Source organism: Flavobacterium sp. (assembly GCF_046073885.1).
GTDB lineage: Bacteria > Bacteroidota > Bacteroidia > Flavobacteriales > Flavobacteriaceae > Flavobacterium.
Genome location: NZ_JBJTND010000048.1, coordinates 31,653 through 54,988 on the forward strand (window position 1 = coordinate 31,653; position 23,336 = coordinate 54,988).

The 23,336-nt window shown below is 34.6% G+C and carries 17 protein-coding genes; 6 read left to right on the forward strand and 11 right to left on the reverse strand.

The genetic code is table 11. From position 1 onward, the window contains the following. On the reverse strand, nucleotides 1-993 hold the full coding sequence (gene dusB / locus ACKOWY_RS06430) for a tRNA dihydrouridine synthase DusB (RefSeq protein ID WP_408940614.1): 993 nt from the start codon (nucleotides 991-993) through the stop codon (nucleotides 1-3). 257 nt (nucleotides 994-1,250) lie between these two features. Here dusB and lepA point away from each other — a divergent pair, with 257 nt between their 5' ends. Both lepA and thiL read left to right on the forward strand, forming a co-directional pair. Further along, complete coding sequence (gene lepA, locus ACKOWY_RS06435) at nucleotides 1,251-3,047, forward strand: translation elongation factor 4 (protein ID WP_408940615.1); 1,797 nt, start codon at nucleotides 1,251-1,253, stop codon at nucleotides 3,045-3,047. Nucleotides 3,048-3,193: 146 nt separating this feature from the next. Further along, a complete protein-coding gene (thiL, locus tag ACKOWY_RS06440; RefSeq protein ID WP_408940616.1) occupies nucleotides 3,194-4,240 on the forward strand; it encodes a thiamine-phosphate kinase in 1,047 nt (348 codons plus the stop codon). A 50-nt stretch (nucleotides 4,241-4,290) separates the two neighbouring features. Here thiL and ACKOWY_RS06445 read toward each other — a convergent pair whose 3' ends face one another. Next, the gene (locus ACKOWY_RS06445; RefSeq protein ID WP_408940617.1) at nucleotides 4,291-5,835 is read right to left on the reverse strand and encodes a glycine--tRNA ligase; all 1,545 of its coding nucleotides are present in this window, start codon (nucleotides 5,833-5,835) and stop codon (nucleotides 4,291-4,293) included. A gap of 84 nt (nucleotides 5,836-5,919) precedes the next feature. On the opposite strand from ACKOWY_RS06445, the gene ACKOWY_RS06450 reads away from it, so the two are divergent. Together ACKOWY_RS06450 and ACKOWY_RS06455 are read left to right on the forward strand one after the other, a co-directional pair. Next, nucleotides 5,920-6,600: a ComF family protein gene (locus tag ACKOWY_RS06450; RefSeq protein WP_408940618.1), complete on the forward strand. Its 681-nt coding sequence runs from the start codon at nucleotides 5,920-5,922 to the stop codon at nucleotides 6,598-6,600. Nucleotides 6,601-6,679: 79 nt separating this feature from the next. Then, nucleotides 6,680-8,278: an Ig-like domain-containing protein gene (locus tag ACKOWY_RS06455; protein ID WP_408940619.1), complete on the forward strand. Its 1,599-nt coding sequence runs from the start codon at nucleotides 6,680-6,682 to the stop codon at nucleotides 8,276-8,278. Nucleotides 8,279-8,284: 6 nt separating this feature from the next. Here ACKOWY_RS06455 and ACKOWY_RS06460 read toward each other — a convergent pair whose 3' ends face one another. The 8 genes from ACKOWY_RS06460 to ACKOWY_RS06495 all read right to left on the reverse strand — a co-directional run bounded on the left by ACKOWY_RS06460 (nucleotide 8,285) and on the right by ACKOWY_RS06495 (nucleotide 18,249). Further along, entirely contained in the window at nucleotides 8,285-11,137 is a 2,853-nt protein-coding gene (locus tag ACKOWY_RS06460) for a GH92 family glycosyl hydrolase (RefSeq protein ID WP_408940620.1), read from the reverse strand. Between the two features lie 75 nt (nucleotides 11,138-11,212). Continuing rightward, nucleotides 11,213-11,764: a hypothetical protein gene (locus ACKOWY_RS06465; RefSeq protein WP_408940621.1), complete on the reverse strand. Its 552-nt coding sequence runs from the start codon at nucleotides 11,762-11,764 to the stop codon at nucleotides 11,213-11,215. A 6-nt stretch (nucleotides 11,765-11,770) separates the two neighbouring features. After that, nucleotides 11,771-12,532: a succinate dehydrogenase/fumarate reductase iron-sulfur subunit gene (locus ACKOWY_RS06470; RefSeq protein WP_408940622.1), complete on the reverse strand. Its 762-nt coding sequence runs from the start codon at nucleotides 12,530-12,532 to the stop codon at nucleotides 11,771-11,773. Between the two features lie 7 nt (nucleotides 12,533-12,539). Beyond that, nucleotides 12,540-14,549, reverse strand: a complete 2,010-nt coding sequence (locus ACKOWY_RS06475) for a fumarate reductase/succinate dehydrogenase flavoprotein subunit (RefSeq protein ID WP_408940623.1) — start codon at nucleotides 14,547-14,549, stop codon at nucleotides 12,540-12,542. A gap of 12 nt (nucleotides 14,550-14,561) precedes the next feature. Then, the gene (locus ACKOWY_RS06480) at nucleotides 14,562-15,230 is read right to left on the reverse strand and encodes a succinate dehydrogenase cytochrome b subunit (protein ID WP_408940624.1); all 669 of its coding nucleotides are present in this window, start codon (nucleotides 15,228-15,230) and stop codon (nucleotides 14,562-14,564) included. 160 nt (nucleotides 15,231-15,390) lie between these two features. Further along, on the reverse strand, nucleotides 15,391-16,263 hold the full coding sequence (locus ACKOWY_RS06485; protein WP_408940625.1) for a hypothetical protein: 873 nt from the start codon (nucleotides 16,261-16,263) through the stop codon (nucleotides 15,391-15,393). A gap of 181 nt (nucleotides 16,264-16,444) precedes the next feature. Then, on the reverse strand, nucleotides 16,445-17,638 hold the full coding sequence (locus ACKOWY_RS06490; RefSeq protein WP_408940626.1) for a hypothetical protein: 1,194 nt from the start codon (nucleotides 17,636-17,638) through the stop codon (nucleotides 16,445-16,447). Then, complete coding sequence (locus ACKOWY_RS06495) at nucleotides 17,638-18,249, reverse strand: hypothetical protein (protein WP_408940627.1); 612 nt, start codon at nucleotides 18,247-18,249, stop codon at nucleotides 17,638-17,640. The genes ACKOWY_RS06490 and ACKOWY_RS06495 overlap by 1 nt, the downstream gene beginning before the upstream one ends. A 116-nt stretch (nucleotides 18,250-18,365) precedes the next feature. On the opposite strand from ACKOWY_RS06495, the gene ACKOWY_RS06500 reads away from it, so the two are divergent. Together ACKOWY_RS06500 and ACKOWY_RS06505 are read left to right on the forward strand one after the other, a co-directional pair. Further along, nucleotides 18,366-19,658: an aminopeptidase P family protein gene (locus ACKOWY_RS06500; RefSeq protein ID WP_408940628.1), complete on the forward strand. Its 1,293-nt coding sequence runs from the start codon at nucleotides 18,366-18,368 to the stop codon at nucleotides 19,656-19,658. A 116-nt stretch (nucleotides 19,659-19,774) separates the two neighbouring features. Then, a complete protein-coding gene (locus ACKOWY_RS06505; RefSeq protein ID WP_408940629.1) occupies nucleotides 19,775-20,557 on the forward strand; it encodes an alpha/beta fold hydrolase in 783 nt (260 codons plus the stop codon). 8 nt (nucleotides 20,558-20,565) lie between these two features. On the opposite strand, the gene ACKOWY_RS06510 is transcribed toward ACKOWY_RS06505, so the two are convergent. Further along, nucleotides 20,566-23,322, reverse strand: coding sequence for a PD-(D/E)XK nuclease family protein (locus tag ACKOWY_RS06510; protein ID WP_408940630.1), 2,757 nt, complete (start codon nucleotides 23,320-23,322; stop codon nucleotides 20,566-20,568). Nucleotides 23,323-23,336 lie beyond the last annotated feature (14 nt).

Consider the following 23,336-nt stretch of genomic DNA (forward strand, 5'->3'; position numbering starts at 1 on the left):
TTAATAGATAGGCAAATCCAAATAGATCTCCTGAATTTCATTTAGTGCTTGAAACAATTCTTCTGGTTTTTCTAGGGTAACCAGTTTCAATCGGTAATCTTTAAAGTTGGGAATTCCTTTAAAGTAGTTGGTATAATGGCGGCGCATTTCTACAATTCCGAGGCGTTCTCCTTTCCAATCCATAGACCAAGTAAGGTGATTTCTCGCTGCCTCCACACGGTCTATAATTGTTGGTTTTGCCAAATGTTCTCCAGTAGCAAAATAGTGTTTGATCTCGTTAAAAATCCAAGGATAACCAATAGCTGCACGACCAATCATCATGCCGTCTAGGCCGTATTTGTTTTTGTATTCTAACGCTTTTTCGGGTGAATCGATATCTCCATTTCCAAAAATTGGCATGGTAATTCTGGGGTTGTTTTTAATGCGTTGGATGTGGCTCCAATCGGAGTGGCCTTTGTACATTTGGGCGCGCGTTCTTGCGTGAACGGTTAGTGCTTGCACGCCAATATCTTGCAAACGTTCGGCAACCTCATCAATATTAATGGAATTTTCATCCCAACCCAAACGGGTTTTCACCGTTACCGGAAGATTGGTTCCTTTAATTACCGATTTGGTTAAACGCACCATCAAATCAACATCTTTTAAAACACCGGCGCCAGCTCCTTTACATACTACTTTTTTTACAGGGCACCCAAAATTAATGTCTACCAAGTCAGGCTGAACGGCATCAACAATTCGGGCCGATAGTTCCATCGCTTCTTCATCACCACCAAATATTTGAATTCCAACTGGGCGCTCGTAATCGAAAATGTCTAATTTTTGTTTGCTTTTTACGGCATCACGAATTAAGCCTTCGCTCGAAATAAATTCGGAGTACATTAAATCGGCACCGTGCAATTTACACAATCTGCGAAAGGGCGGATCGCTCACATCCTCCATTGGGGCAAGTAGCAAAGGGAAATCGGGTAAAATAATGTCGCCTATTTTGGGCATTGTTGTAAATTTTTGGCAAAAGTACAAAATTTTGTGTGTTTCAAGTTTAAGGTTTGAAGTTTGAGACTTATAAATCAAATCTTTGCTTTATATTTGCAGATTAAATCCAGAATAATTGGGTTTGCGTTAGGGATTGCAGCGGCATCCTTTTGTGCAGCGATAGCGGAACAAAAGATACAGCGTAAAGCCCGACGGCATTTTGCCGGAACGCCCTGTTTCGACAATGCTCAGCATGACATAAATTGATAGTAAAAAGAATGAAAAACATAAGAAATTTTTGCATTATTGCACACATTGATCACGGAAAAAGTACGCTTGCCGACCGACTTCTTGGGGCAACCCAAACGGTTACGGCCCGTGAAGAAAAGGCGCAGTTGCTGGATAACATGGACTTGGAGCGCGAGCGTGGGATAACCATTAAGAGTCACGCCATTCAAATGGAGTACAAATACAAGGGTGAAGATTATATCTTAAACCTTATTGACACTCCGGGGCACGTGGATTTTTCTTATGAAGTTTCCCGATCTATTGCGGCTTGCGAAGGCGCATTGCTTATTGTGGATGCAGCGCAAAGTATTCAGGCGCAAACAATTTCTAACTTGTATTTGGCTTTAGAAAACGACTTGGAAATTATTCCTGTGTTGAATAAAGTGGATTTACCAAGTGCCAATCCGGAGGAAGTAAGTGACGATATTATTGATTTATTGGGTTGCAAACTAGAAGAAATTATTCACGCATCGGGTAAAACCGGATTTGGCGTTGAAAATATATTGGCTGCTATTATTGAAAAAATTCCGCCGCCAAGTGGTAATAAAAATGAACCATTACAGGCTTTGATTTTTGATTCGCATTACAATCCGTTTCGTGGAATTGAAGTAATTTTTAGGGTTAAAAATGGCGAAATCCGTAAAGGGCAAAAAATTAAATTCATGGCAACAGGCAATGAATATTTTGCCGATGAAGTGGGAACTCTTAAGTTGAACCAAGTGCCTAAAGATTGTATTTCTACTGGTGATGTGGGGTATTTAATTTCGGGGATTAAAGAAGCAAAAGAGGTAAAAGTGGGTGACACAATTACCGATGCGAAAACCCCAACCACGAATATGATTACGGGATTTGAGGATGTAAAACCAATGGTATTTGCCGGAATTTATCCTGTAGATACTGAAGATTTTGAAGACTTGCGTTCCTCAATGGAGAAATTGCAATTAAATGATGCTTCTTTAGTATTTACGGCAGAGAGTTCAGCAGCATTAGGATTTGGTTTCCGTTGCGGATTCTTAGGAATGTTGCATATGGAGATCATTCAGGAGCGTTTGGAGCGTGAATTTGACATGACCGTGATTACTACGGTTCCCAACGTTTCGTATTTGGCTTACACCAAAAAAGATCCCGATACTTCGTTTATTATAAACAACCCTTCCGACTTGCCAGAGCCATCACGATTGGACCGTGTGGAAGAACCTTATATTAAAGCAACCATCATTACCAAGGCTGATTTTGTCGGGAATGTAATGAGTTTGTGTATTGAAAAACGCGGACTAATTACCAACCAAACGTATTTAACTACCGAAAGAGTGGAGTTGAATTTTGATATGCCTTTGGCCGAAATTGTATTTGATTTTTACGACCGATTGAAAACGGTTTCCAAAGGAAATGCTTCGTTTGACTATTCACCAATTGGGATGCGTACTTCTAAACTAGTGAAGCTGGATGTGCTTTTAAACGGACAAACCGTTGATGCACTTTCGGCATTGATTCACGAAGACAATGCGTACAATATTGGTAAAAAAATGACCGAAAAATTACGCGAGTTAATTCCGAGACAGCAATTTGACATTCCGATTCAGGCTGCAATTGGAGCTAAAATTATTGCGCGTGAAACCATAAAAGCGCTTCGTAAAGACGTTACCGCTAAATGTTATGGCGGGGATATTTCGCGTAAAAGAAAACTTTTGGAAAAACAGAAAAAAGGGAAAAAGAGAATGCGTCAAGTTGGAAATGTAGAAATTCCACAAGAAGCATTTATGGCGGTGTTGAAGTTGAATGACTAGATTTTTAGACCTTTTAGAATTTTAGACCAATTAGATATTAGATTATTATAATAGCCCAATAACGAAAGTTGTTGGGTTTTTTGTTGGATTAAATTCTAAGAAAAGTGTGTTTTGTGGCAAACGAAATTCCTTTGTACCTTTGCAACATGATAGAAGAAAAAAATCCGCAACGTACTTCCCTATCCCAACTGGGAGAATTTGGTTTGATTGATCATTTAACCAAATATTTTACCGTTCAGCAGCCTTCCACCCTAAAAGGAATTGGCGATGATGCTGCCGTTTTAGATTTCAAGGATAAGAAAATGGTGGTTTCCACCGATTTGCTTATTGAAGGGGTGCATTTTGATTTATCCTACATGCCATTAAAGCATTTAGGCTACAAAGCAGTGGTGGTAAATGTATCGGATATATGCGCTATGAATGCCAAAGCGACGCAAATAACCGTTTCGGTTGCTGTTTCAAATCGGTTTCCTTTGGAAGCGTTAGAAGAGCTATTTGAAGGAATTGCGCATGCGGCTAAATTTTATAATGTAGAAGTTATTGGTGGCGACACGACTTCTTCTCAAAAAGGATTGATTATTTCCATCACGGCTATTGGCGAAGCCAATGAAGAGGCTATTGTATATAGAAACGGAGCTAAAGCTACCGATTTACTTGTTGTAACGGGTGATATTGGTTCGGCTTATATGGGATTGCAAGTTTTAGAAAGAGAAAAGCAAGTGTTTCAGGTAAATCCTAACAACCAACCTGATTTAGATGCTTACACTTATTTAATTGAGCGTCAATTAAAGCCCGAAGCACGACACGATATAAAGGTTTTATTAGAAAAATTAGAGTTAAAACCTACTTCCATGATTGATATTTCGGATGGACTTTCGTCTGAGATCATTCACCTTTGCAAACAAAGCGGTGTGGGTTGTAATTTATATGAAGAGAAAATTCCGGTCGATCCGCAGTTTATTAATGTGTGTGAAGAATTTAATATCGATTCTACCACTGTTGCTATTAACGGAGGCGAGGATTATGAATTACTTTTCACCATTAAAATGGAGGATTATGATAAAATAAAAGCGAATCCTAATTTCACGGTAATCGGGCATATGACTCAAGAAAGCGAGGGGATTCACTTAATTACTCGTGCCAATACTAAAATCCCTTTAAAAGCCAGAGGCTGGGATGCATTAAGCGAATAAAAAAAATCCACTAGAAATAGTGGATTTTTTGTTGGATATAATTAATTTAATTAAATCATTTTTTTCAACCAATTTTTCATAGAAACTTCGTTTTCTATAATGCTTCTCAAATCGGATATTTTTACGCGATCTTGTTTCATTGTATCTCTGTGACGAATCGTTACCGTTTGGTCTTCAATCGTTTGGTGATCTACGGTAATACAAAACGGAGTTCCAAGAGCATCTTGTCTTCTGTATCTTCTTCCTACTGCATCTTTCTCATCATAAGCAACATTGAAATCCCATTTTAAATCGGCTATTATTTGCTGTGCAATTTCCGGCAAACCATCTTTTTTAACCAATGGTAAAATCGCCGCTTTGGTTGGCGCTAATACTGCTGGCAAACTCAATACGGTTCGTAACGATCCGTCTTCAAGCGTTTCTTCTTTTAAAGAAGTAGCAAATACCGCTAAAAACATTCTATCTAATCCTACCGAAGTTTCTACTACATACGGCACATAGTTTTGATTCAATTCGGTGTCAAAATATTGTAATTTTCTTCCTGAAAATTGTTCGTGTGCTTTTAAATCGAAATCAGTTCTTGAGTGAATTCCTTCCAATTCTTTAAATCCAAATGGGAAGTTGAACTCAATATCGGCAGCAGCATTAGCATAATGCGCTAATTTTTCATGATCGTGAAAACGGTAATTTTCTTTACCTAGGCCAAGAGATAAATGCCATTTCAATCGGGTTTCTTTCCAGTAGTCGTACCATTTCATTTCTTCGCCTGGCTTTACAAAGAATTGCATTTCCATTTGCTCAAATTCACGCATACGGAAAATAAATTGACGGGCTACGATTTCGTTTCTGAAGGCCTTTCCGGTTTGTGCAATTCCGAATGGAATTTTCATACGTCCCGATTTTTGTACGTTCAAGAAATTCACAAAAATCCCTTGTGCTGTTTCTGGGCGAAGGTATAAATCCATTGCGGTGTCGGCAGAAGCACCAAGCTTGGTCCCAAACATCAGATTAAACTGACGCACTTCGGTCCAGTTTCTTGAACCTGTATCGGGATCGGCAATTTCTAATTCTTCAATTAATGCTTTTACATCTTCCAAATCACCATTTCCTAACGAACGCCCCATTCTTTCTAGAATTTCTCTTTCTTTAGCAAGATATTCTACCACTCGCTGATTGGTCGTGATGAATTCTTGTTCGTTAAAAGCATCGCCAAAACGCACTTTAGCTTTTTCAATTTCTTTTTTGGCTTTCAGGTTTAATTTTTCAGCATAATCCTCAATTAAAACATCGGCACGGTATCTTTTTTTAGAATCTTTATTGTCAATTAACGGGTCATTAAAAGCATCTACGTGGCCCGAAGCCTTCCAGGTGGTAGGATGCATTAATATTGCAGCGTCCAATCCTACAATATTTTCGTGCATTTGCACCATTGCTTTCCACCAATATTCGCGGATGTTTTTCTTTAACTCAACCCCATTTTGTGCATAATCGTAAACTGCACTTAAACCATCGTAAATTTCGCTTGACGGAAAAATATATCCGTATTCTTTTGCATGCGAAACTACATTCTTAAATATATCTTCTTGTTTTGCCATAGTGGTGCAAAAATATAAAAAGTGCATTTAAATTATCTTCCTAAATGGATTTTTATTATATTTAAGTAGCAAATATTTTGACTTATGTTCAAAAAGGTACTCAATCTATTTTTCCCGAAAGCTTGCGCAGGATGTAATTCTTTTTTGTTGGCCAATGAAAATGTAATTTGTACTGTTTGCCGACATGAAATTCCGCTTACCAATCATTCTAAAATTGAAAATAATGAGGCCATGGCGAAGTTTTATGGGCGCATTCCAATTGAATTTGCAGGTGCCTTTTTATATTTCCATAAAAAAGGAATCGTACAAGAGCTTATTCACAAGTTAAAATACAAAGGCCATCAAGATATTGGAACTTCTATAGGTTATTGGTATGCCGAAGAATTAAAAAACATAAGAGAACTTCAAGATGTGGATTTCATTATTCCGGTGCCTTTGCATAAAAGGCGTTTGAAAGAACGCGGCTACAATCAGGTGGAAACCTTTGGGAAAGCACTTTCTGAAAGCACTAAAATTGCTTATAACGACACCGTTTTATTTCGGAATGTGTATTCTAAAACGCAAACAAATAAAAATATTTTGGGGCGTAGTGAAATAGTAAAAAGTATTTTTAGTGTAACAGCGGATGAGTCGTTTCATAACAAACATTTTTTACTTATTGATGATGTAATCACCACTGGGTCTACTTTGGAATCGTGCGGCAGAGAATTACTAAAAATTCCGGGGGCACGATTAAGCATTGTTTGCATGGCAATGACGCAATAATTATTTTTTGTTAATTATAAATCAAAAGATTTCGTTACCTCTAAATATAATTGTTATTTTGCGAATAAATTAAGAAGGAATGCAAAGCGTAAATTGTAAATATCTATTACTATTATTAGCAATAATTACTATTGGTTGTGCCAAAAGAGGATCGATTACTGGTGGTAAAAAAGATACAATTCCTCCTGTTCTAACTAACAGTTTTCCAAAAAATGGTGCTATTAATTTTAATGGTAAAGAAATCAAATTAACATTTGACGAATTTGTAAAATTAAAGGATGTTTCCAAGCAGTTGATCATTTCTCCTCCTATGAAATCACCACTAGAAATTTTACCAGCCACGGCAAGTAAACAACTTACATTAAAACTAAAAGATTCCTTGCAGCCTAATACAACCTACAGCTTTAATTTTGGGAATAGTATTCAAGACAATAATGAGAGCAATCCCTACCAACAATTTAAATATGTATTTTCAACGGGAAACTATATTGATTCTTTGGCATTAGGTGTAAAAACTAAAGATGCTATTTCAAGAAATGTAGATCATTTTGTATCCCTTTTATTGTATGAAGTAAACGAAAAATATACCGATTCTGCTATCTACAAACAGTCGCCAAGGTATGTTACCAATACATTAGACAGTTTGAAAATTGCAAAATTTGAAAATTTGAAAAAAGGGAAATACCGTTTAATTGCTTTGAAAGATGCTAATTCAAATAATAAATTTGATCCCAAAACAGATAAAATTGGTTTTCAAAAAGACTTCATAACAATTCCAAATGATACGATATATGAATTGGATTTGTTTAAACAAGAAATGCCTTTTAAATCAATTAATTTCAATCAGGCCTCAGCCGCAAAATATACAATGGGCTATGAAGGGAATAGTAAGAATGTGAAAATTTCAATAAAGAAAGGGCAGGAAGAACTTTCATACAAACTTACTAAATTACCAAACAAAGATTCCCTTCAAATATGGTTTAAAGCACCCAAAGGAGACAGTATTAAGATAGCCGTATCAAAAAACAACTATATTAAAAACTATTCCTTAAAAGTAAGAGATCAGAAAAAGGATAGTATAAAATTTTCAACCGACATTTCTGCAACAATTCACTTTAGAGAAAACTTTGCAATTAACTCGAACAGCCCTATCAGTAAATGGGATGTAACCAAAATGAAATTGATTAAGAAAGATTCTTCGGAAGTAAAATTCACAACCGAATATGACGATTACAATCAAAAACTTAAATTTTTATTTACAAAAGAGCCTTTAGAAAAGTACAATTTGAAATTATTGCCGGGTGCGTTATTTGATTATTACGAATTGAAAAATGATACCTTATCTTATAATTTTTCTACAAATGATATTACCGAATATGGTAATTTAAAAATTACTCTAGAAAATGTTAAACGTTTCCCGGTGATCGTTCAGCTTTTAGGAGAAAAAGAGGTGGTTATTGCTAGTGAATATTCAGATAAAAACACCATTTTGAACTTTGATTTATTGGAACCAAGAAAATATACCCTTCGCCTTATTTATGATGATAATAAGGACCAAGAATGGACTCCAGGTGATTTCTTAAAACTTCGTCAAAGTGAAGAAGTTATTTATTTTCCAAAAGAAATAGATGTTCGCGCCAATTGGGATGTAGAACAACCTTTTGATTTAAGTAAATAAAAACTGTTATTTAATAGTTATTTCATCTATAAATATAAAGGCATCTCCACCCGACCCTTGATGCCACTCTGGAAGTTTACCAAAATTATAGGCTTTCACTTTGATGCATTTGGCAGAAATTTCTTTATCTAACTTTAATTGAAAATCGTGTATTTTGTTATCGGTTTCTTTTGGATCGATAGTATTGGTAATAGTCCCAACTAGTGTAAAATTGACATTATCATTCGATGTATAATAGTCTACTTTAGTTGGCATTAATATCCAGGAGCGGGAATCTTGTAAAAAACGAGCGTTAAAATCGGATACCATTTTCTCTGATTGCAAATTAACTACAGCCTCAAAATCCTGACTTTGATAGCCTTGCCAATCGCCTTTGCGCCAATTTTCTATCCCTTTTATTCCGTCCAATAACCCTTCTGGTCCCCCTGCATGGTATTGCGGATTGTATTTGGATTTGATAACAATCGTGTAATTGTTTGGTTTTTTATAGAAGGTTGCAGCAATGGTATTGCTTTGGTCTATATCATTTTTCACATAAGCCGAAATGGTTGCAGTTTCTGTAATCTCAAATGGTTCTGTGTAAATAACCGAAGGTAGTTTTTTTTCTAAATAATCGTTTGTGTCACTTATACTGTAATAAATTTTATCATTTGGATATTTAGAAATAATAGCAACTTTCATTGCATCTTTAAACGATTTGCTTTCTGCTTGAATTACAGGAACTGGAATAATTTCTTTGTATCTTTTGAATTCTTTTATTGGATCATAGGTATAGATATCTTCTTCCATTGGAGCCAAATCATCGTCTGGGCTGTAAGCATCAAATGTTCTTAATCGATATTCATCGGTATTCTTAGTAATTGTTTTGGTTGATTTATTTTCAAAATTAACTTTGATCGCGCTAAAATAAGGACTTGTAACGCTCCAATTAGGTAATCCTGGAGTTACTGCATAAATTCCCATAGTACTCAATACATACCACGCACTCATTTGTCCGCAGTCTTCGTTTCCAATTAATCCGTCTGGTTTATTTTTGTAGAAATTATCTAAGATAAAATGTACTTTTTCTGTTGCTTTTTCAGGTTTACCTACATAATTATACAAATAGGCCATGTGATGACTCGGTTCGTTTCCGTGGGCATATTGCCCAATTAAACCGGTTACATCGGCTTGTTCACGACCAGTAGTTTTGCTTTCGCTGCTAAACATTTCGTCTAATTTGGCTTCAAATTTTTTATCTCCTCCATAGGCTGCAATCATTCCGGGAATATCTTGTGGTACAAAAAACGAATACTGCCACGAATTGCCTTCGGTATAGTTATTATTGATTTCTCTTGGATCAAAAGGTTTATCCCAACCGCTGTTTTTCTTAGGTCGCATAAAATGGGTATTCCAATCAAAGACATTCTTCCAACTTTGAGAACGCTTCATGAAATAGTCATAGTCGTCTTTTTTTAATAAAACCAATGCCATTTGGGCAATGCACCAATCGTCGTAGGCATATTCTAATGTTTTGGAAACGCTTTCGTGTTCGTCGTCCATAGAAATAAATCCTTGCTTTTTATACGCATCCAATCCCAAATGATCTAACATCGCACTGTGTTTGGCTGCTTCAAATGCTTTTTCGTAATCAAAACCTTTAATTCCTTTAGCCATAGCATCTGCCATTACCGAAACCGAATGATACCCTATCATACAATCGGTTTCATTGGAGGCCAATTCCCAAACCGGCAATCTACCTCCTTGCTCATATTGTTTCAAAAAGGTATTTATGAAATCGGCTGTTCGTTTCTTATCTATTAAAGTATACAAAGGATGTGCGGCACGAAAAGTATCCCAAAGAGAGAAAACCGAATAATAATTAAATCCTTCCGCTTTGTGAATTTGGTTGTCCCGACCGCGGTACTTTCCATCTATATCTTGAGCAATATTAGGCTGTACCATAGTGTGGTAGAGTGCAGTATAGAAGATGGTTTTTTTATCTTTATTATCTGAAGTTATTTCAATTTTCGATAATTCCTTGTCCCATAATTGCTCGGCATCTTGTTTGACTTTATTAAAATCCCAACCTTTTATTTCGAAACTATTTAATTTTGCACCCTCAAATCCAGTAGGCGATAGCGATACTTTCACAAGGATTTTTTCGCCTTTTTTTACTGTTTTAGAAAAATACGCAGCTACTTCAGTTCCAGAGAATAGTTTGTCGTTTTGAGTTTGATTTCCTTTTCCAAAAACTTTCATTGGCACATTAAACTCAATTCGTGCATACACATATTGGTCTTTAGCCCAAGCTTCACTTCGCCTTAAAATTTCAATAGTTTTATTGTCAATGATTTTCACTTCACCATACAGTAATTTATCTCTGTGATTCAAATCGAGAACAATATTTGCCTCTCCGGATTGATTAAAAGTATATTCGTGAAACCCAACTCTTGTTGATGTCGTTAAACGTACATCAATATTATGTTTGTCTAATTTAACCGAATAAAATCCAGCGCTAGCTTTTTCATTTTTATGAGAAAAAGTGGAAGAATAAGATGCGGAATTTAAAATTTTTCCTTTTCCCATTGTTGGCATCAACATAATGTCGCCATAATCAGAGCAGCCGGTTCCGTTTAAATGGGTATGTGAAAAGCCATAAATAGTAGTATCGTCATAATGGTACCCTGAGCACCCATCCCAACTTCCGTCAATTCGGGTGTCGGGAGAAAGTTGTACCATTCCAAAAGGAACTGTTGCACCAGGATAAGTGTGCCCGTGGCCACCGGTTCCAATCATTGGGTTAACCCATTGGTGCAGTTTCTGACTAAAAGAATTTATTGTGATTGATAAAAGTAGGAAGGCAGCTAATTTTTTCATGAAACTAATTTAATTCAAAGATAAAAAAAACGCATCCAACTAATTGAATGCGTTTTAAATATTGTTTGTTTATTTTTAATTTAAAATAAAATCAAAAGTCCCAGTCAATGTGTGGGAATGTGTCACTAAATCAACCCCATCGTTGGTATAAAAACTAAAGTTTCCTTTCATTTCTTTGGTAGTCGAATTATAACTAGTAACATTTATGTATCCGCTTGTAGTATTTACAGTTACTGCAGGTACAGGACCTGTAATATCAAAATCGGCATAATATCCTCCAGCAACAAGGTTGCTAGAAAACGGATGCTGTCCTAAAGTTAAATCACTTTTAGGGATTGCAATATTTACATTATAAATAGTGCTCCCAACTTTTGCTTTAAGACTATTGATGTTTTTATATCCATTTAATAAAAAATAATTGTTTCCAAACATTCCGCCAGTAGCATCTGCAAGATTTCCGCCATATTGTGGTGGCATTTCATATACCACGTTGTCTACTCTTGTAACCATTGCTGCAGTAGTTGTAGATCCTCCACCTCCAGTTGAGTCACCATTTGAGCCTCCACTTGTAGTACATGAAAAAAGCGATGCGCTAATTAGTACTGAAAACAAAAATCTTTTTATCATACTATTTTATTTTATACTTGCTGCTAAATATTCTCTATTCATACGAGCAATATTTTCTAATGAAATACCTTTTGGACATTCGATTTCGCAGGCTCCGGTATTAGTACAGTTTCCAAATCCTTCTTCGTCCATTTGACGCACCATGTTTAAAACACGATTAGTAGCTTCAACTTTTCCTTGAGGTAACAATGCATATTGCGATACTTTTGCTCCTACAAATAACATAGCTGAACCATTTTTACAAGTAGCTACACAAGCACCACAACCAATACAAGCTGCTGCTTCAAAAGCTTTGTCGGCATCATTTTTTGGAATTGGAGTAGCATTGGCATCAATTGTATTACCAGAAGTGTTTACCGATACGAAACCTCCGGCTTGTTGAATTCTATCAAAGGCGCTTCTATCCACAACTAAGTCTTTAATTACTGGAAATGCTCTACTTCTCCATGGTTCAACAAAAATAGTATCCCCATCTTTAAACATTCTCATGTGTAATTGACAAGTAGTAATTCCGGTATCTGGACCGTGAGCACGACCATTAATGTATAAAGAACACATTCCGCAAATTCCCTCACGACAATCGTGGTCAAATGCAATAGGTTCTATTTTATCGTTTATTAATTGTTCGTTTAATTGGTCTAACATTTCCAAAAACGAACTCGCCGTAGAAACATTATCTAATTTATAAGTCTCTAAATTTCCTTTAGCTTTAGAGTCTTTTTGACGCCAAATTTTTAGGGTAATATTAATATTTTTTGCTGAAGACATAATTCTATTATTTATAATTTCTAGCTGCAATTTTGATAAACTCGTATTTCAATTCTTCTTTATGAAGTTCTTCTTTGCTAATGTCATCTCCTTTGTATTCCCATGCTGCAACAAATGAGAAGTTTTCATCGTCACGAAGTGTTTCTCCTTCAGAGTCTTGATATTCTTCACGGAAGTGACCTCCACAAGATTCATTTCTTTGTAACGCATCCATTGCCATTAATTGTCCTAAATCAATAAAATCAGCAACGCGTAGCGCTTTTTCTAATTGAGGATTGAACTCATTTGCACTTCCAGGAACATTAACTTCTTTGTAGAATTCTTCTTTAAGAGCAGCAATTTCAGCAATAGCTTCTTTTAAGCCAGCTTCATTTCTACCCATTCCTACTTTATTCCACATAATTAATCCCAAACGCTTGTGGAAATGATCCACCGATTTAGAACCTTTATTGTTTAAGAACTTGTCAATTGAGTTTTTAACTCTATTTTCTGCATCGATAAATTCTTGTGTTTCGGTAGAGATTTTTCCAGTACGGATTTCATCTGCTAAATAATTAGAAACCGTATAAGGCAATACAAAATATCCATCTGCTAACCCTTGCATTAATGCCGAAGCACCAAGACGGTTTGCACCGTGATCAGAGAAGTTGGCTTCTCCTGCAACGAAACAACCTGGAATTGTTGATTGTAAGTTATAATCAACCCAAACACCTCCCATGGTGTAGTGCACCGCAGGATATATTTTCATTGGCGTTTCATACGGATTCTCGTCAGTGATTTTTTGATACATGGTAAATAAGTTACCATATTTTTCTTCCAACCATTGTTTTCCTAAAGCAGTAATTTCTTCTGGAGACGGATTGTGGTTTCCTTTCGCATAAGCTGCTTGTTTTCCTTTATTTTGAATCTCAGTTGAGAAATCTAAGTAAACCCCTTCGTTGGTGTCGTTTGCTTCAATTCCGTGTCCTTCATCACATACTTCTTTTGCAGCTCTAGAAGCCACATCACGAGGTACTAAATTTCCAAATGCAGGATATTTTCTTTCTAAGTAATAATCTCTATCTTCTTCTGCAATTTGAGTAGGTTTTAATTTACCTGCACGAATTGCTTCAGCATCTTCTTTTTTCTTTGGTACCCAAATACGTCCAGAATTACGTAACGATTCCGACATTAATGTCAGTTTTGCTTGGTTTGTTCCGTGAACCGGAATACAGGTTGGGTGGATTTGAACAAAACAAGGATTAGCAAATAAAGCCCCTTGTTTGTGTACCTTCCAACCTGCCGAAACATTACTTCCCATAGCATTTGTAGAAAGGAAATATACATTTCCATATCCACCTGAAGCAATGATTACAGCATGTGCTGAATGTCTTTCTAATTCACCAGTAACCAAGTTACGAGCTATTATTCCACGGGCTTTACCATCTACTTTTACTAGATCTAACATTTCGTGACGGTTAAACATCTTAACACGTCCTAAACCTATTTGTCTTGATAAAGCAGAATACGCTCCTAATAATAATTGTTGTCCTGTTTGACCGGCAGCATAAAAAGTTCTTTGAACTTGAGTTCCACCAAATGAACGGTTATCTAACAATCCACCATAATCTCTTGCAAACGGAACCCCTTGTGCAACACATTGGTCGATGATGTTCCCAGAAACTTCGGCTAAACGGTGAACGTTTGCTTCACGAGCTCTATAGTCACCTCCTTTAATGGTATCGTAGAATAATCTGAAGATACTATCTCCATCATTTTGATAATTTTTTGCTGCGTTAATTCCTCCTTGAGCTGCAATAGAGTGCGCTCTACGCGGAGAATCTTGAAAACAAAATGCTTTTACATTATAACCCATTTCACCAAAAGAAGCTGCAGCAGAGGCACCAGCCAATCCTGTACCAACTACAATAATGTCAATTTTTGGTCTGTTATTTGGAGCAACTAATTTTAAGTGGTCTTTATAATCGGTCCATTTCTGTGAAATGTGTCCTTCTGGTATTTTAGAATCTAACTTCATTATTCTGAAATTTTAATTATTAAAAAAATGATGGAATAAAGCAATGAATATAAATCCGAAAGGAACAAGTATTGCAAAAGCATATCCAAATTTTTGAATTCCTTTAGAAAATTTATTATTGAATCCTACCGATTGAAAAGCAGAACTGAATCCATGCCATAAGTGTAATGAAAGTAATAAAAAAGATACACAATATAAGCCAGTGCGAATTGGATTGTGAAATTTCTCTACCATCTCACCGTAATATCTTGTTGGGTTTACATAATTAACATCTACGTATTTGTAAACTATTTCTTGTACCCAAAAATCATACATGTGTAATCCTAAAAACGCCAATACTACAAGTCCCGAAACGATCATATTTCTAGACGCCCAAGAAGCATTTGCAGCTCCGTTGTATTTAGCATAAGAAACTGGTCTAGCTTTATTATTTTGCGCCTCTAATATGATTCCCATTACAAAATGGAAGCCAACTCCTGCAACAAGTATGGGTTGCATCACAAATTGAATTAACGGATTGTATCCCATGAACTGAGAACATGCATTAAAAACTTCTTCGCTAAATACAGAGGTTAGGTTGATAAAAAAGTGAAGTGCTAAAAAGGTAACCAAGAAGAGTCCCGAAAGTGCCATTGCAACTTTTCTAGCAATAGAAGAACTCAAAAAAGAAGATTTTGCCATAGTTGTATTTGTTTATTTAAAAAAATCAAACAAAAATACAGCAAATTCAATTATACTACAACCTTTTCGCAATAATTTATAATGAGTTTAAAATGGGTTTAACAGTTGTTGAATATCCGCATTCAATATGCTAAAAATCAACAGTTTTTGTTAAACAAAATTAATTCCCATAAGAAGGAACTAATCCACGTAATCCCATGTCTACCACATTTTCACCTGCTGATGGCTCATATTTCCCGTCATTGTTTAAATCAATCCACTCAAAACTATTATTTGTTGATAGCGAAACGGTTAACACAATGTTCTTTTTTTCTAGGCCCGTAATTGTTAGAGGATTTGCAAATTGTCCGGTTACTACACAAGATCCAGCCGGAATTGGAGAAGTTGATGCAATGGGATTGGGAACTGTAGTTGCATTGGCTGGCGCTTGCCCAGAGGTTGAATACGGTAAATTATTTAAAGCAAAAGCCCAATACCCTTGTGCTCTATTTCCATCAACTTGAAAAATAGCATTTCCTATGGTATGGGTGCCAATATAGGTGTTGAATCCAACAAAACTTGCTAAAGTCCCTTGGTAATCTTGACCCGAACTACGAACATTGATTTGATAATTTTGATACGATAATGAAACGCGCAACCACTGGTAATTTCCTGCAGCAATAGCTCGTAATGGAATTTCTAAAAAAGACTCCCCTTCGGCTACAATTTTCGATTTACTGAAATCAATTGCATTGGCTCCGCCAAGGGTAGTTTCGGGAGCGTGGTATAAAATAGTTCCCGTTCCTAATTGTGTAGTTGCATTTGGAGCTAATTCAATATAATGTGATGAAATGGTATTAAATATCGGTGACTGCGCCCCGTGCCCTGCAGCTACTGCTGTTGGCTGACCTAAATTATTCAATCGGGCTTGAGTGGGATCAAATTTAAATTTGATAATCAACATTGGTTCTGCTGGGTTGTCATCTAAATCTTCGCAGGAAAAAAAAGAGAAACTAGTCCCTAATAAAATGGTAAACAAAAGTAATTTTTTCATAACTGAAGGATTGCTTTTTAAATTTGATTGCTCAAAAGTCTGAATATTGCTACGAATATAGTAGGTTTTTATAACTTTATTATAATAACGAGAATAAAGTTGGCATTATTGTGATATTCTACATCTTATTTGTTAAACCGATTTCTAACATCTAAATTATCTCAATAGCAATTCATCAATTTTATTGAACTTCGTCTATGGTATAATGAATTTGTTTCTGCAACGCAGGTAATTTTCTCCAATTTATTTCTTTCGAAACAATACAATAATTTTTGAATTTTAGTATTAAAGTGCTGTCTTTTTTGATGTAATCATAATCAACTCCAATAGTCTTTTTATGATAATCTTGAAGCAATAGTTTTTTTTGGAGGGTGTCTATTTTAAAATGATAGTCGGTCATTTCATTGTTTTTGCTTTGGAAAATTATATAGTTATTTCGGTGAATAAATATTTTCTGTATCGAAAAATCAACTGTTTTTAGTGTATCTGTTTTAAGCAAAATTTGATTTACTTGATACGCTCCATGCAAAAAAGGACGCTCTTGCAGATCATCATTGAAATTTTGTGATTTAAAATAAGGAAACAAAATTTGAAGAAAAAACAAACCAACCACAATACATTTCATCCAAATCTTCAAAACAGAATTGCCTACAATTGATTGATTATTTAATGGTAGCTGTTCTCTTTTTTGAAAAACCAAAAAACCCAATAGCGATTTACTATTTGGATAAACCGCAAAAAAAGTCACTGCAAGAAGAAAAATCGAAAATGTTTTTACCGAAATATCAAATCCGAAATTGATTAAAATAATATTTAATAAAATGCCAATTGAGATTAGCAGCCCTAAGATCCTAGTTCTTTTAATCAGAATTAATATAGCGGCCAAAACCTCTATAATCCCCATGGAAACAGAATAATACCGGGAGGTTCCTAGAGTACTCCAATATAAAATATCTTTGGATAAATTTCCAAAAGGAGTATACAAAATGTTGGGTTCAGGAAGATAAAATTGGGCTTTAAATATTTTATCAAATCCATAACTTAAAAGAATGAAAGCAATGTAATAGCATGAAATAACTCGTGAAATAAAAACCAGATTATCTGTTTTTATTTTGAAAAATCGCAGCAGCAACAATGCAAGAATTGCAAGTAAAAACAAAACCAGCAAAAGCAAATTTAACGCAATAGTATCCGAAGAAAAATCAATAGTTTGAAGCGCATTTGGGAAAAAAAGCGATTCAAAAAATGCAATTGGTTTAGAAAAAATAACTTTTGTGAGTTGAAATTGCCATTCTTTTCCGTTTATAGTTAATGGAAAAAAAATAAATACAAAGACATAAAATAAAGCCAGACTTTTCTCTAAAAAACTTTTCATTAATTGGAAACTAAAGTTTTATATGTAGTCGTTTTCCAGATAAAATAAATAGCAATAATTGAAATTAAAAAAATGCTTAACATCAAAAATGGTTTTATTGGAAAGTTAATATCGGTGTTGTTGTCCAAATAGGTCCCTGCTTTTTTCTTTGATTTTTTTTGGGGCTTATTATCAAAGCCAATAAATATTACTTTGTCTATATCATTTTTAAAATAAAACTGTAGTTTCAGGACATTTTTTATACTATCCAGTGCATGTTTTTTTGAAAATAATGGATGATTGAAAACGGTATCAGCTCCTTGTTTCCATAACTCTCCTAATGATTTATCTTCATTCATTCTGTTGTATTTATATTCGGTTTTACAATATTCACTGGTTATCATTACCGATTTGTCTTTAGATATATATTTTACTGTATCTAATTTTGCATTTTTAATTTCTCTGTAAGGCACATCGCCAAGATTAGAATCTCCTATATCAAATAGATTTTCTTCTAATGCAATTCTAAAATTTTTATTGCTTCCATTATGACTCTTGTGGGAAATTAATTTAGTTTGCGAATATGAAATCATCGAAAGCAAACCAAAAAGAAACAAGGATAATCTTCTCATTTTATTAATTTTATTTGTTAAAGATAATAAAACGCAAAAACAATGCGCTTTTTTCATGAGCATTTAACAACTATTAACATTTATCTTTCTAAATTTGAAAAAGAAAATTAATAACAATGAAATACCATCAAATTGACCGTAATCTGTTTATTAAAAACAGAGCCAAATTTGTTTCAAAAATGAAACCGAATAGCGTTGCCGTTTTTAACTCCAATGATATTTATCCGGTTTCTGCAGATAGCACTTTGCCTTTTGCACAGCATCGTGACCTATTTTATTTATCGGGTGTTGATCAAGAAGAAAGTATTCTGTTGCTTTTTCCAGATGCACCCTATGAAAATTTGAAGGAAATTCTTTTCTTAAAAGAAACCAATGAGCACATCGCTGTTTGGGAAGGTGAAAAATTAACAAAAGAAAGAGCTTTTGAAGTTTCGGGTGTAAAAACTGTAATTTGGTTACAGGATTTTCATAAAACTTTAAAAGAAATTATGGCCTATGCAGATACGATGTACATCAACACCAATGAGCATTATCGCGCTACCATTGAGACTGAAACTCGTGAAGCACGTTTTGTAAAATGGTGGAAAGAAAACTATCCAGGTCATAAGGTTGAAAAATCGAATCCTATTTTGCAGCGTATCCGATCTGTAAAAGAAAACGAGGAGTTAGATTTAATTCAGCGTGCCTGTGATATTACTGAAAAAGGCTTTCGCAGAATATTAAATTTTGTGAAACCAAATGTAATGGAATATGAAATTGAAGCCGAATTTGCTCACGAATTTTTAAGAAATCGATCAAAAGGATTTGCTTATACTCCCATAATTGCTTCGGGTGCCAATGCAAATGTGTTGCACTACATTGAAAACAACCAACAATGTAAAGCAGGTGATTTATTATTATTGGATGTGGGTGCCGAATATGCTAATTATTCTAGCGATATGACTAGAATGGTTCCGGTTTCGGGACGTTTTACAGACAGACAAAAACAAGTTTATAATGCGGTTTTAAATGTAAAAAATGAAGCTGCAAAAATGTTGGTTCCAGGAACTTTGTGGAAACAATATCATGTAGAAGTGGGCAAAATCATGACTTCCGAACTTTTAGGTCTGGGATTAATTGACAAAGCCGATGTGCAAAATGAGAATCCAGATTGGCCAGCTTATAAAAAATATTTCATGCACGGAACTTCGCATCATATGGGGTTAGATACCCATGATTATGGATTATTACACGAGCCAATGCAAGCCAATATGGTCTTCACAGTAGAGCCAGGAATTTATATTCCTGCAGAAGGTTTTGGGATCCGTATTGAAGACGATATGGTAATTCAAGAAAAAGGCGAAGCGTTCAACTTAATGCGTAATATACCAATTGAAGTAGATGAAATTGAGAGTTTGATGAATTCTTAAGAAGTAATATACTTCAATATACTCAAGATTACAAAAAAACGGTTCATTTTAGTGAGCCGTTTTTTTATTTGCAAAGTTGCATTAATTCGAATTTAAAAAAATCTATTTTTGCAAGTATGAAAATGTTGCATTACAAAAACACCAAAATTTCCTACACCGACCAAGGTAAAGGCACGGCTGTTGTTTTGCTACATGGGTTTTTAGAAAACCAAACCATGTGGGAGGAATTGGTGCCTGAACTTTCCAAAAAATACCGCATCATCACTATAGATTTATTAGGCCATGGGCAAACCGAATGCCTTGGTTATGTTCATTCTATGGAGGATCAAGCAGACATGGTTCATGCCGTTTTACAGGAATTAAAAATTAGAAAAACAGTATTTATTGGGCATTCAATGGGTGGTTATGTTGCTTTGGCTTTCGCCGAATTATACCCAGATTTCATGAAAGGATTGGTGCTGTTAAATTCAACCTCAAGAGCAGATAGCCCAGACCGTAAAAAAAATAGAGATCGTGCAATTGTTGCGGTAAAACAGAATTACTCCGCTTTTGTACGCATGAGCATTGCCAATTTATTTAGTGAAGAAAACAGAACTTTACTGGCAGACTCCATCGAAAGAGTAAAATTAGAAGCGCTAAAAACTCCTTTGCAAGGAGTAGTTGCCGCATTAGAAGGCATGAAAATTAGAAAAGATCGAGAGGTGATTTTACATTTTGCTCAATATCCCATTCTTTTAATTCTTGGAAAAAAAGATGAAGTATTAATCTACCAAGAAGTTGTCTCTCAAATTGAAGGGACTTCAGTTCAGCTTACGACTTTTCCTGATGGTCATATGAGTCATATGGAAAACAAAACAGCATTGGAAAAAGTACTTTTAACCTTTTTAAAATCCATTTAATTCAACACCTATTTGTTTTCTTCAAATGGCAACTCCGAATTAAAAATGGTGTTTAATAATAGTACAATTTCTTCTAAATAACTTTCCATTATTTCAGGAGTAATATCTTGTTCAAGCCCGATTTCTGTTTTTAGGTTGAACGGTAAAAACCCCGATTTTAAATTCTTAAACGAAATAATTCCGGCCTCCATTTCTAACCCATTACAATCCGGTTGGTACATAAATGCATAGGCTAGAATTTGAATGATTTTATCATTACCAATTTCTTTCGTAAGGTCTTGCCAAGTTTTTAGGATTACATCATTTTTATCAACCTTTCCGGTTTTGTAATCTATAATTCTAATTTTTCCGTTTCTATTTTCAATTCGGTCAACATTTCCGGCAATCTTAACAGGATAAGGCAAGGAAGGATGCTCAAGAATTCGTTCTAGTTTCGATTCCAGTGCAATGATTTGAATTTCATCACCATTTTTTATCGATTCCAATTCGAGTTTTAAGAAATTTTGCACGTTTCGTTTGGCAACTTCAAAAGCTAAAAGGTTTCTACCTTTTTTGATATCGCCTTCTTTGTATTCTTTTTTAAATTGTTTTACAACCTCATCATCTACTTTTTTAAGGCAAGTGGCAATGTCGTTTTCAATTAATATTTTGCCAATAAGTGGTTTGTATAATTCTTCTAAAACTCCATGAATAATGGTGCCTAAAGTATTTACAGCAATGTTTTCTTCCACCTCATCAATTTCAGAAATTCGTAGAATTCTTTGAAAATAAAACTGAATTGGATTTCTAATATAGGTAGTTAATGAAGAAGGTGAAAAGCCTTTTTCGGCAATTTCTTTAAGTCGAATTAATACACTTTCCGATTTTGGAATCACTATTGGTTGCGTTGCAATTTCTGGCACTTCGGCATTAAATGTTTGAAAAGATAATTTATGATTGTCTTGTTTTTCAACTTTCAATTGTGTGATAAATCGACTCTTTTCACCTGCATCCATACCTTCACTATCTGAATTATATAACAGATAAATGTTCTTTGCACGTTGTAATAAATGGTAAAAATGATAGGTGTAAATAGCGTCTTTTTCTTTAAAAGTTGGCAATCCCAATTCTCTTTTCACATCATACGGAATAAATGAATTGGCACTTTTACCAGCTGGGAATTTTCCTTCATTTACCGAAGTTATAATTACAGTTTCAAAATCTAAAACTCTGCTTTCAAGAACACCCATTATTTGTAATCCATTTAATGGTTCTCCTTCAAATGAAACTTCGGCAACATCAATTATTTGTTTATATATGGCATAAAGAGTATCAATTGAATTGACATTTGAAGCATTTGAAAAATAAGAAATCAATTGATTAATAATCTTAAAAATAGAATATACAAAGGCATTAGTTATCTTCTCTTCTTCGGTATCTTTACTTAAATTGGATTTTATTATTAATAAAATTTTTGAAATTGTTTCTAAAACCTCTAAGGGACTATTTTCCCACTTTTGAAATAATAAATGAAAAAGTTCGTTGCCATTTGGATGTAAATCGGCCAACTTTGAATGAATTATAAAAGTGTAATTATTTTGATTGATTCGATACACCAAATCAGAGGTGTTTAAATAGCTTTCTAATAAAGGGTGTGTTAAAATATCTAAAACATCTTTGTAATAAAACACATAACTTTTTGCATTCCTAGTCACCGCATTGGTGTGCATTTTAAATAATTTAGCAACTAATAATTGTGCTGGATTATTCTTGCTAGAAAACCCCATGGTAATATTTAAAGGCCCTGAATTACTAGGCAAAGAATACAATATTGGAAGTAACAAATTTTCCTCTCCAAGTACTATTGCTACATTTTGTAATTGTCCGTTTAATTCGGTGCTTTGTTGTTCAATAATATTACCAACAATTTTTGCTTGCCCAATTGATTTTGGTGTTCCAATAATTTGAATGTTTTTTTCTTGCTTATAATCATTGGTTATCCATTCATAGGGATGGTTTTTATAATAAGGCCATTCGGCTTGAAAACGTTGCTGAAAAAGTCCGGCGTCATGCATTTTATCTTGCATGAAAACGGAATCAATATCCCAATAAATTTTCGCTTTATCTAAAGTTAAAAGGTGTTGTACAATCTTTTCTTCAGCTTGGTTTAAAGCATTAAATCCTGCGAAAAGGTATGTTTTATCTTTTACTGTTTCTGTAAAATGATTGAGGTTATTCACGGCTTCTCTATAGATCAATCCTTGGTAGCCAATTCCTTTTTCAAATAAATATTGATATAAAGAGTGATAATATAGAGGTAATTTTTTCCAAAAAATTAAGTGCTTTTCAATTAAATCGGTTCGTTTATCTATATCAACCGACCAATGTTCAATTTCTTTAATGTTTTCAAGATATTTTAAGACCTTATCTGGATCTAACAAATAGTGATCAATTTCATTAAAATCTTGTAAAAGGGTCTTAGCCCAATTAGCGAATGTTTCAAATGATTCTTTATCGGTAGGGGTAATTTCTAAATAAACGGTATAAAACTCAAATAATAATTCTACGCTATCTATAGATCGAATACCGGCAATATCTTGAATAAAATCTTCGATACTAATTATTTCGGGCGCAAAAATGGTTTTGGGAGTTTGCTTTAGTAACGCATCAATAAGGAAAACCTTTGCTCTTCTATTAGGAAGAATAATAATGGTATCCGATAATTTATCGGTATAATCTTCTAATAGTAATTGTGCAAGTTTGTTTAAGAAAGTAGTGTTTTCCATCGGTTAAATATAAA

Coding starts and splice junctions, on each gene's coding strand:
- dusB (WP_408940614.1), bottom strand. CDS start 993: ATGCCCAAAATAGGCGACATTATTTTACCCGATTTCCCTTTGCTACTT.
- lepA (WP_408940615.1), top strand. CDS start 1,251: ATGAAAAACATAAGAAATTTTTGCATTATTGCACACATTGATCACGGA.
- thiL (WP_408940616.1), top strand. CDS start 3,194: ATGATAGAAGAAAAAAATCCGCAACGTACTTCCCTATCCCAACTGGGA.
- ACKOWY_RS06445 (WP_408940617.1), bottom strand. CDS start 5,835: ATGGCAAAACAAGAAGATATATTTAAGAATGTAGTTTCGCATGCAAAA.
- ACKOWY_RS06450 (WP_408940618.1), top strand. CDS start 5,920: ATGTTCAAAAAGGTACTCAATCTATTTTTCCCGAAAGCTTGCGCAGGA.
- ACKOWY_RS06455 (WP_408940619.1), top strand. CDS start 6,680: ATGCAAAGCGTAAATTGTAAATATCTATTACTATTATTAGCAATAATT.
- ACKOWY_RS06460 (WP_408940620.1), bottom strand. CDS start 11,137: ATGAAAAAATTAGCTGCCTTCCTACTTTTATCAATCACAATAAATTCT.
- ACKOWY_RS06465 (WP_408940621.1), bottom strand. CDS start 11,764: ATGATAAAAAGATTTTTGTTTTCAGTACTAATTAGCGCATCGCTTTTT.
- ACKOWY_RS06470 (WP_408940622.1), bottom strand. CDS start 12,532: ATGTCTTCAGCAAAAAATATTAATATTACCCTAAAAATTTGGCGTCAA.
- ACKOWY_RS06475 (WP_408940623.1), bottom strand. CDS start 14,549: ATGAAGTTAGATTCTAAAATACCAGAAGGACACATTTCACAGAAATGG.
- ACKOWY_RS06480 (WP_408940624.1), bottom strand. CDS start 15,230: ATGGCAAAATCTTCTTTTTTGAGTTCTTCTATTGCTAGAAAAGTTGCA.
- ACKOWY_RS06485 (WP_408940625.1), bottom strand. CDS start 16,263: ATGAAAAAATTACTTTTGTTTACCATTTTATTAGGGACTAGTTTCTCT.
- ACKOWY_RS06490 (WP_408940626.1), bottom strand. CDS start 17,638: ATGAAAAGTTTTTTAGAGAAAAGTCTGGCTTTATTTTATGTCTTTGTA.
- ACKOWY_RS06495 (WP_408940627.1), bottom strand. CDS start 18,249: ATGAGAAGATTATCCTTGTTTCTTTTTGGTTTGCTTTCGATGATTTCA.
- ACKOWY_RS06500 (WP_408940628.1), top strand. CDS start 18,366: ATGAAATACCATCAAATTGACCGTAATCTGTTTATTAAAAACAGAGCC.
- ACKOWY_RS06505 (WP_408940629.1), top strand. CDS start 19,775: ATGAAAATGTTGCATTACAAAAACACCAAAATTTCCTACACCGACCAA.
- ACKOWY_RS06510 (WP_408940630.1), bottom strand. CDS start 23,322: ATGGAAAACACTACTTTCTTAAACAAACTTGCACAATTACTATTAGAA.